9 protein-coding genes are annotated in these 12,623 nt (G+C 46.5%); 5 read left to right on the top strand and 4 right to left on the bottom strand.

What is annotated here, in order from left to right; translation table 11 throughout:
• Positions 1–273: 273 nt before the first annotated feature.
• The 3 genes from glnK to ACWVCM_RS10670 all read left to right on the top strand — a co-directional run bounded on the left by glnK (position 274) and on the right by ACWVCM_RS10670 (position 2,711).
• Complete coding sequence (gene glnK / locus ACWVCM_RS10680) at positions 274–612, top strand: P-II family nitrogen regulator (RefSeq protein WP_455201738.1); 339 nt, start codon at positions 274–276, stop codon at positions 610–612.
• Positions 613–660: 48 nt separating this feature from the next.
• Positions 661–1,914: an ammonium transporter gene (locus tag ACWVCM_RS10675; protein WP_455201737.1), complete on the top strand. Its 1,254-nt coding sequence runs from the start codon at positions 661–663 to the stop codon at positions 1,912–1,914.
• Between the two features lie 320 nt (positions 1,915–2,234).
• Positions 2,235–2,711: a DUF4124 domain-containing protein gene (locus tag ACWVCM_RS10670; protein ID WP_455201736.1), complete on the top strand. Its 477-nt coding sequence runs from the start codon at positions 2,235–2,237 to the stop codon at positions 2,709–2,711.
• A 29-nt stretch (positions 2,712–2,740) separates the two neighbouring features.
• Here the strand turns inward: ACWVCM_RS10670 and speE are convergent, their stop codons facing one another.
• The gene (gene speE / locus ACWVCM_RS10665) at positions 2,741–3,595 is read right to left on the bottom strand and encodes a polyamine aminopropyltransferase (RefSeq protein ID WP_455201735.1); all 855 of its coding nucleotides are present in this window, start codon (positions 3,593–3,595) and stop codon (positions 2,741–2,743) included.
• A 130-nt stretch (positions 3,596–3,725) separates the two neighbouring features.
• Between speE and speA the strand changes: the two genes are divergently transcribed.
• Positions 3,726–5,615 carry a biosynthetic arginine decarboxylase gene (speA, locus tag ACWVCM_RS10660; protein WP_455201734.1) on the top strand — a complete coding sequence of 630 codons (1,890 nt, stop codon included), beginning with the start codon at positions 3,726–3,728 and terminating at the stop codon, positions 5,613–5,615.
• A gap of 80 nt (positions 5,616–5,695) precedes the next feature.
• Entirely contained in the window at positions 5,696–6,289 is a 594-nt protein-coding gene (locus ACWVCM_RS10655) for a DUF2914 domain-containing protein (protein ID WP_455201733.1), read from the top strand.
• Between the two features lie 91 nt (positions 6,290–6,380).
• Here ACWVCM_RS10655 and ACWVCM_RS10650 read toward each other — a convergent pair whose 3' ends face one another.
• The 3 genes from ACWVCM_RS10650 to ACWVCM_RS10640 all read right to left on the bottom strand — a co-directional run.
• A complete protein-coding gene (locus tag ACWVCM_RS10650; protein ID WP_455201732.1) occupies positions 6,381–11,072 on the bottom strand; it encodes a cyclic nucleotide-binding domain-containing protein in 4,692 nt (1,563 codons plus the stop codon).
• A 338-nt stretch (positions 11,073–11,410) separates the two neighbouring features.
• Entirely contained in the window at positions 11,411–11,989 is a 579-nt protein-coding gene (locus ACWVCM_RS10645) for an SPOR domain-containing protein (RefSeq protein WP_455201731.1), read from the bottom strand.
• A gap of 15 nt (positions 11,990–12,004) precedes the next feature.
• Positions 12,005–12,623 (bottom strand): DALR anticodon-binding domain-containing protein (locus ACWVCM_RS10640; protein ID WP_455201730.1); only part of this gene is annotated, 619 nt, incomplete at its 5' end.

The following is a 12,623-nucleotide window of genomic DNA, read 5'->3' as shown; positions in this document are numbered from 1 at the left end:
ATTCCAATTTGGTGCGCTTTAGCAACCCGCAAATAGCCCAAAAAAAGGCCTATCTACTTGATATTTATAATTAATCTTCACATGGCACACCCCATGCTATTGGTCATTTGATAGTAACAAAATAGCAAACTTTGGAGGGGTGACAGGTGCCAGAGTTGTGCAACAACTTAGTGCGCTTAAAGAACACCGGTTAATTTGCAATCAATGCCAGTTAACACCCCTGAGGTGTGATGGTCTGCCTCACAGGGTAGCCCTAATTAAAGGAGACAAAAAATGAAGTTAGTAACCGCAATTATCAAGCCTTTTAAATTAGATGACGTTCGGGAGGCGCTATCTGAGATTGGGGTACAAGGTGTGACGGTGACAGAAGTTAAAGGTTTTGGACGCCAGAAAGGACACACCGAACTCTATCGTGGCGCTGAGTATGTTGTGGATTTTTTACCAAAAGTAAAAATTGAAGCAGCCATCGATGACAGTCTGTTAGACCAGGTCGTCGAATCCATTAGCAAAGCGGCTAATACCGGCAAAATTGGTGACGGGAAAATTTTTGTTAGCGCGCTTGAACAAGTGATCCGCATCCGCACGGGTGAATCTGGCCCAGACGCGCTGTAGTGGATTTTTAAGTATTAACTTATCGAAGAGTGTTTGGAGGAGAAAAACGTGGAAGCAATTAAAGAACTAGCCTATGCATTGGATACCTTTTATTTCCTGGTATCCGGCGCGTTAGTGATGTGGATGGCGGCAGGTTTTGCGATGTTAGAAGCAGGCCTGGTTCGCGCAAAAAATACAACAGAAATTCTAACTAAGAATATATCGTTGTTTGCTGTGGCTTGTGTCATGTACATGCTGATGGGTTACAGCATTATGTATCCCGCAGAAGCAGTAAACTCCTGGTGGCCCGGTTTTGGCGGTATCCTGGGTAGTGCTGACAATGAAGCGGCGGCTGTTATCGCCGGTGGTGACGACGCACCTTATTACTCTGGATTGTCGGACTTTTTCTTCCAGGTGGTATTCGTTGCTACTGCAATGTCAATCGTATCCGGTGCGGTTGCGGAACGTATGAAACTGTGGGCCTTCCTGGGTTTCGCGGTTGTGATGACTGGTTTCATCTATCCCATGCAAGGTTACTGGAAATGGGGCGGCGGATTCCTCGATGCCTTAGGATTTAACGACTTTGCCGGTTCCGGGGTTGTACACATGTGCGGTGCCGCAGCGGCTCTGGCAGGTGTATTATTACTTGGCGCCCGTAAAGGTAAATACGGCAAGAATGGCGAAATTCACCCCATTCCTGGTGCCAACCTCCCCTTAGCTACCCTGGGTACTTTCATTCTCTGGTTGGGCTGGTTCGGATTTAACGGTGGTTCTGAATTAAAAATTTCAGACGTCGGTGAAGCAAACGCAGTAGCACTGGTATTCGTTAATACCAACATGGCTGCAGCTGGTGGTGTCATCGCAGCGTTGATCACAACAAGATTAGTATTTGGTAAGGCTGATTTGACCATGGCATTAAACGGCGCATTAGCTGGCCTGGTGGCGATCACTGCAGAGCCGTTGGCAGGCAGCCCGCTTGCATCAACCATCGTCGGTGCAATCGGCGGTATCATTGTCGTGTTCTCCATCGTTGGTCTGGACAAACTGAAAATCGACGATCCTGTGGGTGCGATTTCGGTGCACGGTACTGTCGGTATGTGGGGCTTGATTGCGGTAGCTTTCACAAATCCGGAAGCGACTATCGGTGCTCAGTTGACCGGCCTGTTCACTATCCTGGCCTGGACTTTCATCACCAGCCTGATCGTATGGGCGGCATTGAAAGCTATCATGGGTATACGGGTCAGCGAGGAAGAAGAATACGAAGGTGTGGATCTGGTGGAATGTGGGCTGGAAGCATATCCTGAATTCACCCAGGCCAAGTAACATAAAACATGAGAATCCTCTCTTCAAAGTAACCCTTCCTCAACTTTGAGAGACTCTCCACGGGCGCCCTTTCTTACCTTTAAGAGAAGGCGCCCTTTTTTTATGCCCGATTAATTTATACCCCCCAAATTTCGATTAAGTTTTGAACTTTAGGCTGGATCTGTGACTAACAACAAACTGAAACTATTCAAGAATTTGCCTCATTGACCGAATCAAATGGTAGAAAATCGACACTTTGTGCGTTTATCCAATTGCACCTTGCTCTGAACAAGCTACGCTTTGTCATAGAGCAAATTAATTGTTAAATGGCGGAAATTCCTATGAAATTTAGAATAACTTTCTCCCTGAGCCTCATCGCTATCCTAACGCTAGCCTTTGTACCCGGCGCTGTAGCCGGCAAGGTATACAAATGGGTCGATCAGGATGGCAACGTACATTACAGCGCGGAAAAACCATCCACCGGCGCACAGGAAATGAAAGTGAAATCAAAGCCCTCCTCCTCTGGCCAGGATTCAGAAGAACCATCTGGTAGCGACGACGATCAGGCTAAAAAAGAGAAAGCAGGAGAAGAAAAAGTCAAAGTCAGCTCAGAAAAAGAAGCCGCAGAGCTTGAAAAGAAAAACGAAGAAATTCGCAAGGAAAATTGCAGTATTGCAAAACGACGCGCCGCAACCATCGAACAGGGTGGCCGTTTGTATGAGGTGGATGAAAGCGGCGAACGCCATTACTGGGATGACGATACGCGTCGAGCCAAGATGGATGAAGCAGAAGCCCAAATCAAAGAGTGGTGTAAATAGCTTCAGGCTCTAAAACGACAATCAAACATCTAGCACTCGGTAAATTGTTTAAAAAATTCCGGTGCCGCTAAAGCACCCTGGTGTATATCGACATTATAATAAGTCGTTTCAAATCCTTTATCTTCTACCGCGTGCGCCCGATATTCCTTCAATGGTGTTGATACACTTGCCATGGTGGCCGACCACCAGCCAGTGGGATAAATACATTGCGGAAAGTTCAGGGTCGCCAGTTCATTAAACCCAGCGGCTTTCATGGCCTTGTACATATCCTTAATAATACCCTGGTGCACTAATGGTGACTCACTCTGCTGCACTAATATACCATTTTCAGACAATACCCTGACACAATCCCTGAAAAAGGACTCGCCGAATAATCCTTCAGCGGGTCCAACAGGGTCGGTGCTATCCACGATGATTACATCAATGCTGTTTTCGGCAGCATCAGCCATCCATTTTATTCCATCAATAAAACTGATTTCTGCCCTTGGATCTTTATTGGATTCACACAACTCGGGGAAATATTGCTCTGAAAGCTCGGTCACCCGTTGGTCGATCTCAATCAGCCTGGCTGTTTCCACGCCTGGGTGCTTTAAAACTTCTCTTAAGGTACCGCAATCCCCTCCTCCGATAATGACAACATTCCTGGGATCAGGATGAGTAAATAACACTGGGTGTGACATCATTTCGTGATAAAGAAAATTATCCCGGGTTGAGACCATGGTAAATCCATCGATGACCATCAAATTGCCAAACTTCTCTGTTTCGTAGATGGCAATCGTTTGATAAGGCGTTTTCTCTTCGTGCAATTTCTGGATAATTTTCAAAGAGAACGCCGTACCAGATTCTTTACAAATTTCAGTAAACCATTTGTTATCTAATGTCATATAATCACCAATTACTGGACCTCATTTAAAAACCAAAACGAGCAATGGGCGAAAAAGATACCCCACTCACATTACAACAGCAAGTACGAAACCGGTAACTCCGTAATCAGAATGTAATTCGTTGAAAACTATGACCGATTGGACAAGCACAAACGCTAAAACCCTGTACAACATTCAGCACTGGAGTGGGGGATATTTCGACATCAATAAAACCGGGAATTTGGTCGTCAACCCGGGTCGCAGTCAAAATAGTCCGCCTATTGATATGTACAAGCTGGTAAATGACATCAGGCAAACCGGACTGTCAATGCCGTGCCTGGTACGCTTTCCCCATATTTTGCGAGATCGTATCGAACATCTACGAAGTGCTTTTTCTAACGCGATTACGGCCAACAACTACAAAGGCACGTATAAGCCGGTCTATCCTATTAAAGTTAACCAGGAACACAGCGTTGTCACTGAATTACTAAAAACTGACAATCCGGTAGGGCTGGAGGCAGGGAGCAAGCCAGAGTTGATGGCCGTGCTGGCACTGGCCAGCGAAACAAATGGCGTTATTATTTGCAATGGCTATAAAGATCGTGAATACATTCGGCTGGCCCTGATTGGTAAAGCCCTGGGCCACAAACTGTATATCGTTCTGGAAAAACCATCCGAAGTAGAAATTGTCATCAAGGAAGCCAAAGCACTGCAAGTAGCACCATCGCTCGGTATCAGAATACGTCTCGATTCCATAGGTGTTGGAAAATGGCAAAATACCGGTGGCGAAAAATCGAAATTTGGTTTTTCATCCAGCCAGGCCCTTGAAGCAATACATACACTTAAAAAAAACAAGCTACTGGATAATCTTGAATTATTGCATTTCCATCTCGGTTCGCAAATCACCAATATTGAAGACATCCAGAAAGGCATGACGGAGTGTGCGCGTTATTTCATCGAACTTCACAAAGCAGGCGCCAGCCATCTGGATACCGTCGATGTTGGAGGTGGTTTGGGTATAGACTACGAGGGCACGCGATCACGAAGTTATTTCTCCATGAACTACAGTATCGTTGACTACGCGAATGTCGTCACAGGCACCCTCGCCAACATCATAGGCAAACAGGGCATTGTTCATCCACGCATCATTACTGAATCCGGCCGTGCTATGGTCGCTCATCATGCAGTACTTATTGTGGATGTCATTGAAACAGAGCAACTAATAAGTGCATCTACAGGCGCACCAACAAATCCGGACAGCGCACCTGTTAATGAGCTTGAGAAATATCTCGAGAATCTAGAAAACGGAAACTGCCAAATCCTGGAATGTTTCCAGGACGCAAAGAAAACCATGGAGGCAATGAAGCAACAGTTTAATGCCGGCACTGTTTCACTCCAGGAAAAGGCCTGTTGCGAACAGAAATTCTTTGAATTATGCGACGAGATCCGCAAGCGCTTAAACAGTGAAAAAAAATCCCACCGGGAAACACTGGATGAACTAAATGAAAAGCTTGCGGACAAGTATTTTTGTAACTTTTCCCTGTTTCAATCGTTACCTGACATCTGGGCAATTGACCAACTCTTCCCCATCGTACCGCTACACCGACTCAATGAAAAACCGGATAAGCGGGGAACCATCCATGACATTACCTGCGACTCCGACGGCAGAATTGACTTGTACGTAGACGAAGACGGAATAGAAGCCAGTTTGCCACTACATTCGATCCAGGATTGTCAGCCTTATTATCTGGGTATATTTCTTGTTGGTGCTTACCAGGAAATCCTGGGCGATATGCATAATTTGTTCGGGGACACAAACTCTGTTAATGTTGAACTCACTGCTAATTCTTATTCTGTCAGCAACCCTCATCATGGCGACTCCATTGACTACGTGTTACGTCATGTACATTATGATACCGACGAATTTATCGCGATCTATAAAAGTAAACTGCAGGCCGCCAATTTGGACGACACAACAGTGGATAGTTATTTCAAAGAACTCAAAGCCGGATTAACAGGCTACACATACCTGGAAGAATAACGCTATAAACCTGAGTTACGAATCAGGAATTTCAGTCGAATACTACTGTAAAATTGAATACTCCGAGGAACAAATACATCATGATAACGCAAACTTTTAATCGTCTGGCCGTTGTCTTTGCTTTGACTCTACTGATATGCAATACAATACATGCAGAAGAAAAATCCGCCAGCCCGGAAGATGCAACGAAGATGGAGGATACTACAGCAAGCACGCCTGAAAACGTCGATTCCACAACGAGCCCTGAAACAAACGCAACTGAAGAAACAACTGTAACAGAAGAAAAATCCACAACAGAAACCGCTACGCAAGAAGCACCCCAAAAAGCAAAAAACACCCATCGCCGAATTGCTCGCGCGCAATTTACCACGGCCATCGCCGATCGCGAACCAACAGACAACATTGTCATGCTCACCAATAATAATGAGAAAATATATTTTTTCACTGAACTGATTAACTTCAATGGCCAGAACATTAAACATCGCTGGGAATATGAAGGCAAGGAAATGGCGATTGTAAACTTTAAAGTTAACGGTTCACGCTGGCGTGTACATTCCAGCAAGAATATTAAACCAGAGTGGAAGGGCATTTGGTCTGTTACTGTTTATGATGGGGATGACAGACCTTTAAAAATAACCAGCTTTGAAGTGGTAGATGCCGATATAGATAAGTAACATTCCTGTATACAGCCTAAATCTGTATGTTACAAATAAATACGCCGCACCTTTGCACAGGCGCGGCGAATCACTAATCTTATCGAAAAAATTATTGCGAAATTATAGTTTCGAGGTTTCCATCCTCTGTTTTGTGAAATGTTGCTGTATTTTGCTCGGCATTAACATCCACATTATCTGGGACCTTCTCAATAACCACTCCCTGCGGAAGTGTATCCGTTGGCACGGTTGGAACAACCGTCACGGAGGAAGTGTTTCGTGATCGTGTTGTAACTTCTGTTGCAGTTCGTGCATCACCTTGCTGCAAACCAGCCGTGTCAGGCTCAGCCGTCATTGCACTTGCAGCTGTTGCATCAGGTATAGGTGGTAATACCGTCCGGCTATCTTGTGGTACTGCCCGGGTTTCGACAGTTGCCTGCGGAAGAGGTGCCTGAATAGCAGTCACCGGTGTTGCCGTTTCCTCAAAAGGAATATCACGCCCCGAGAACGTCTTGGGCTTAACAGTTACCGGTTGTTTTTTCGGTGTTGCTTTTACAGCAGTTTTATTTGCTGCCGGTTTTGATTTTTGTTTTACGGGATCCGATTTCTTTTTCGCTTTACCGCCATCTTTCTTTGCACTGATACGTGCCTCAGTTTCCTCAATGAGCGCCTGTGCGTCTTTGGCAATATCTTTACCAACACCAGAGCGGTCATTAACTGATTTACCGGATACAGTTTCAGCAATTGTCAACTGTAGGCCAATTCGTTGTTGCTCGCTTAAGGTAAAGTAGTAACCGACTGCCAGGAGCAGCGGGCTTAACCATAAAAGGATTTTACCTTTCTGTATCAGGGAGGTTAACCGTCTCCTTCTGTTTACCGGAATGGAGGCAGGTTGTTTCATCTTTCGATAGTTAACTTCCCTGCCTTCGAACAACGGACGATCTGCTTTACGTTCTTCATCGTTCTGGACTTCACGCCTAAAAAACTGTTCTTTATCATTGTCGGAATTCGGCGCAATGAGTTGCTGCACTTTATCATCCTGGCGAATACCGAGTGCAGCTTCCCACATCACCTGATCTGAAACCCAGCTGCTTGCTGGCGCTTCTTCTTCGGTTTTAGCTTCGTCCTGTTTTTTTGGTTCGTTTTTCATTGCTTTAATTCGGTCACTGGCGCCCTTGGGTTGCTCCCCAACGTCAATGTCGGTGAACAACAGATTCATGTCGTCTTGAGCCTCCAGATCAGTTTGAGGCTCATTGGCAAAAAAGTCCGTGGCTATGCCAACAGGATCATTAACCTCCTGTTTATTAAGGACTCTTCTGGACGTACCATTATTACGATTTACAACGTCTTTATTATCGGCCGTTTGATGCGCAGTCTTTATTGATTCCTTAATCGCTTTTTCCGCCTTGATGCGCTGCACTTCGGCCGCCGCTTTTAAACGCTCAATTTCGCGCTCTGCTTCCAAACGGGCTTTTTCCGCAATTTCTGCGCGCCTGGCTTCCTCACGCGCGTTGCGGGCCGCTTCCTCAACTTCAGCCTGACGACGTGCAGCCTCTTCTGCCCGAGCCTGCTCTATTTCACGTTGAATCTTTTTGCGGCTTTGCTGCTCTGATCGACGCAACATTTCCTGCGCTTCATCCGTCTGCGCTTTTAACTGCTTAACTTCTTCTTCCGCCTGAATGCGTGCCTCAATAGCATCTTGAGCACGTTGTGCTTGCTGCTGGGCTGCCAGAATAGCGGTTTCTATCTGTTTCTGCTTTTGCTCCAGCTCCCTTGCCTGCTCGCGAACAGCTTCATTTTCGATTGCTGCCCGCTGGACATCCGCGTTAAGTTGCTCCTGCGCCTGCTTCGTCAAAAACTCTACTTCCTTACGCAAACGATTAATTTCTTCCTGCGCTTGTAACTGTGCATCTTCCGCGGCTTTTACGCGCCTGGCTTCTTCTTCAATTGTTTTACCAATGGCCAGAATTTCAGCTTGCTTTCGAGCGAGTTCCGCTTCGTCGAGATGCAAAGATTCGTTTACCGCATTGTTGGCATTTTCCTGTGCCTCGCGTGCTTGTTCAATCTCTGCCTTTAACCGTTCTATTTCCTGCTCTGAATTATAGCGCGCCTCTTCAGCAGCCATGGCACGCAATGATGCTTCTTCTGCCACACGAGCAATTTCATCAATCTCAGATTGCTTGTTAACCAGCTCTTCCGCGCGGGCACGAGCGACTTCATGCTCTGTTGTAGATCGCGATATATCCGCAGTCAGCTGTTTTTGCAATTCCTGTTGCGTTTGCTCTGCTTCAAGTTTCAAGCGTTCAATTTCGGCCTCAGCCTTTAAGCGCGCTTCTTCGGCAACTTGTGCACGTTCTGCTTCCTCACGTGCTTTTTGTTCTACCGAGTCGATTTCCACTTGCTTGGCAGCAAGCTCCTGTTTGCGCTGTTCTTCTGCTTTGCGTTCAGCAATTTCACGCGCCTGTTCGGCTATACGCAAGGCCTGCTCTTCAACCCGCGCTTTTTCGCTGGCAGCTTCCTGTCTGATTCGCGCAATCTCTTCATCCGCCAAACGCCGTGCTTCTTCAGCTGCACGTGCACGAGAAGACTCTTCTTCTGCACGGCGAACCGCTTCTTCAATTTCCAGTTGTTTTTCCGCCAGCACCTGTGCCTTTTGTCGAGCTGCTTCCTGTTCCGCTTCGCTTCGAGCCTGGTCAGCTGCTATACGCGCCTGCTCTGCCGATTGAGTACGAGCAATTTCAACATCCAGACGCATTTTTTCTATTTCAGACTCTGCCTTTCGGCGCGCTTTCTCAGCCTTCTCAGCACGTTCAGCCACAAGCGTTGCATTGCGAATCAACTCTTCCTGTTGTGCTTGCTGTGTTGCCAATTCCTCTGCATGTAAACGAGCGGCTTGCTGTTGCGCTTCGGTCCGTGCCGCATCGACGGCTAGTTTTGCCTGTTCTTCCAGCTTACGACGTGTTGTTTGTGCATCATATTTCAGTTTTTTGATTTCAGCTTCTGCTTTACGACGAGCCTTGTCGGCCTCACGAATTCTCCTCTTTTCATCGTGGGCACGTTTTTTTGCCGCATCACGATAGCGCCTGGCTTCCTGCTCAGCAAAGATTTTAAATGCCTCGCTCGATTTGCGTGCCTCTTCTTTGGTATGCTCGAGCGCTTCCTGCATTTCGGTTTTTAATCGAGCATTTTCTTCCTGTGCTTCGCGATAAGCGACTTCAGCATAGTGAGCACGCTGTGCTTCTTCTTCTGCCTGTCGTATGGCTTCTTCAACCTCGGCCTGCTTGCAGGCCAGCTCTTTTTCCCGTAAGCGTGCCGCTTCTTTACTGGCATCCAGCCTGGCAGCCTTTGCCGATTGCTTGACGGCTAACTCTGCTTCCTTGCGTGCTTTTTCTGCGGCAATTCGAACCTCTTCCGCTTCCGATCTCAAACGTGCTAATTCCTTTTCTGCTTGAGTACGGGCCTGATCTGCTGCCTTTGACTTTCGCGCTTCCTGCGTCAAACGTTCCTTGGCCTGGGTAAATATGGCGTTAACCCGGGGGTCACTCATGAACTCTTCGTCAGTTAACGGTTCGTTTTCCGCTGCTGGTGTGACTTGCGCTTGATCAGTTTGCTCCAGCTCTTCCAACTCATCGTATTCATCAAAGACATTAAATTTATCTGCCAATTCGTCTTCAACTTCTGGCTCGGAAGATTTGTTAAAACTGACAACATTGTCAACGGTTGGTATGTTGTTCAGGTCATCGACATTTCCGTTGCCGCGTAATACGTCATCCGGTAATCCTAGCAGTCCCCGCTCAAGTACTACCGCGTCCAGTCCTTGCTGGCACAACAGAAACGCCGCTGCAGAAGCGCGACCACCATCGTTACTGACAATGACATACTGCTTATGGCTGTCAAATATATCAATCTTCGCACGAAGTTCAGGGAGCGGTGAATTCTCACTGTTTCGGATGCCATCACTGACATACTCTTCATAGGTGCGAACATCCAGGAAAACAGTTTTTGGATTTTTCACTACATCTTTGTAGTTAACGATTTGTACCAGTGGTTCAGCCAGGAGGCGAGTAAAATCCGAGCGTGATAACCGCATCAGTTGGCCGCTTTCAACCATGGTTACGGTTGCGCCACGCGCATCGTGCATTATTAAAGCTTCTTCGCCAAAACCAGCGCCAACCGAGAGAACAGCCACTTCGATTTCAGGTGAGTTGGGTGTAGGTTTACGTGTTACACGGCATTTGCCACGTTTGACAATATAATAATAACCATCATCATCACCCTGCTTAACGATGACGTGACCGGCTTTGACGGGGATTTCTTCCAGGCGCATCATGAGTGCCTGAATATTCTGCGCTCGAAGTTTCAGAAATGCTTTAGACTGTAAAAACATCGTCATCCAGTCATTTTGTTCATTAGCTTCCAGCTCAGCGATTTCATAACCGGAGCTATCACTCCAATGCATGACTTGATCAAGAATGTCTGAATCAATGACCAGCAGGCTAACGGCCGTTTTTGCGGTGGCACTGGCCTGACGGGGTTGTTCGGGAACCAGGGCGTTGCGTGCCTGGTTGGTTTCTGCAGTAATAATGCGCTGGGTGCCGCTGCGAAAGGTTAACGTTACCTGACCTGACATCAGGTAAAGCGTTCGGTTATCCCGGTCACCAATTTGAAACAGTTTCGTTCCTGCATCATACTGCTCCACTGTGCAGTGACGGGCAATTTTATTGAATCGCTCTGCGTCAAGGTCACCCAGGGGCGCAAAGTTTTTCAGAAATTTGTCATCGAGTAATTGCTTGGCTGCAGTCATTTTTCTTCCCCAGAAACGTCTCCAACAGTTCTGATTGAGTTACCTCGGTCTATGCCATCCGACTTTCTTAACGGGCAAAATGCGTAGGTTCTTGATGAGGGGAGTACTATTCTGTGAAGTCTAGTGGCTTGTATTTACGAGAGTTGTGAAGGTATTCACATTCCCCAGGGCCCATGGAATTAATGGGTTGCCAAACAGCGTGTCGATGTCGGTGGGTGCTATTTCCGGGTTGACGGAAAACTGCAAACTTGACTTTTAACTTATTGTATTTAAAAGGAAAATGCACCTATAGTGTGGCATATCTCAGAATTGTTGAGGATAATCGTGCCGATTTGTGACTAAGTCTTCACTTTCAGCATAATTGGCTCGATATTTTTGCTCCGTAGCTGGTTACGAATTTTATTCATTTCCCTTTCGCTGCTAAGTGGACCAATGCGTACTCGATGCCAGACTTCAGACTGGTTTAATGTCACTTTTTCAATATTGGCCTGGATACCCATCAGGGCCAGGTTTGCTTTCAGGCGATCAGCTTCGTGAAACTCCTTAAATGAGCCTGCCTGTAATATATAGCTGAAAGCCGGTGCTGGATCGTTCTTATGGTCATCGGCAGTGTCAGGCTGGCGATCAGCAGTTTCAGATCGGGGGACGTCTACGCTTAATTTGGGTAATAACTTGTAAAAATCAAAACGGGATTTAGACTCATCAGCTGGTTTTGCCTGTGCTTCTTTCTGTTTTGTCGTTTTTACTTCCCCAGAATCAACATGCCGGGCGATGGTTTTTGCCCGCTCATACTGGTCAAGGTAATAAATCAGCCCTACGAATCCACTGATTGCCACAGCAGCAAATATCCATATCCAGAATGGTAATGGTTTTGTGCCAGGACTAAAAACTTCCGCATGTTTGTAATCACGTGCCATGTGCTGCCATTCCCTTTACATGGATTCCGGTGCAGATACTCCAAGTATAGTTAACCCGTTGGCAATTACTTGCCGAGTAGCCAATATTAAAACCAGGCGCGCATTACGCAACGCATCGTTTTCTACAATAAACTGATGTGCATTGTAATAGGTATGAAACTCATTCGCCAGATCGCGTAAATAATGGGCGATTTGATGTGGCTCATGATTACGTGCACCCGACGCTATGATTTCGGGATATTTTGATAAACTGGTAATAAGTTCAAGTTCGTGTTGCTCAGTTAACAACGACAAATTAGCCAACCCTTGCCCTTGATCGTAGCTTAATGACTTCTCGTTAAGCTGCTTCAATACACTGCAGACGCGCGCATGGGCATACTGAATGTAATAAACAGGGTTATCATTGCTTTGTGATTTCGCCAGCTCCAGATCGAAATCCATGTGCTGTTCACACTTGCGCATCACATAAAAGAAGCGTGCAGCATCCGCACCGACTTCCTCTCGTAATTCGCGCAAGGTTACAAACTGGCCTGAACGCGTGGACATTTGAATGCGTTCCTCACCGCGATACAGGATGGCAAATTGCACCAGTAAAATTTCCAGGGTATCAGGATCAAAATTTAGCGCCTGCATT

The sequence above is a fragment of the Kaarinaea lacus genome, from assembly GCF_975902315.1.
Note: the sequence above shows the minus strand (reverse complement) of the source record. Positions and strands in the feature narration are given on the sequence as shown.

Bases quoted from the DNA above. Each gene is read 5' to 3' on its own strand.
- glnK (WP_455201738.1), top strand. From the start codon at position 274: ATGAAGTTAGTAACCGCAATTATCAAGCCTTTTAAATTAGATGACGTT.
- ACWVCM_RS10655 (WP_455201733.1), top strand. From the start codon at position 5,696: ATGATAACGCAAACTTTTAATCGTCTGGCCGTTGTCTTTGCTTTGACT.
- speE (WP_455201735.1), bottom strand. From the start codon at position 3,595: ATGACATTAGATAACAAATGGTTTACTGAAATTTGTAAAGAATCTGGT.
- speA (WP_455201734.1), top strand. From the start codon at position 3,726: ATGACCGATTGGACAAGCACAAACGCTAAAACCCTGTACAACATTCAG.
- ACWVCM_RS10650 (WP_455201732.1), bottom strand. From the start codon at position 11,072: ATGACTGCAGCCAAGCAATTACTCGATGACAAATTTCTGAAAAACTTT.
- ACWVCM_RS10670 (WP_455201736.1), top strand. From the start codon at position 2,235: ATGAAATTTAGAATAACTTTCTCCCTGAGCCTCATCGCTATCCTAACG.
- ACWVCM_RS10645 (WP_455201731.1), bottom strand. From the start codon at position 11,989: ATGGCACGTGATTACAAACATGCGGAAGTTTTTAGTCCTGGCACAAAA.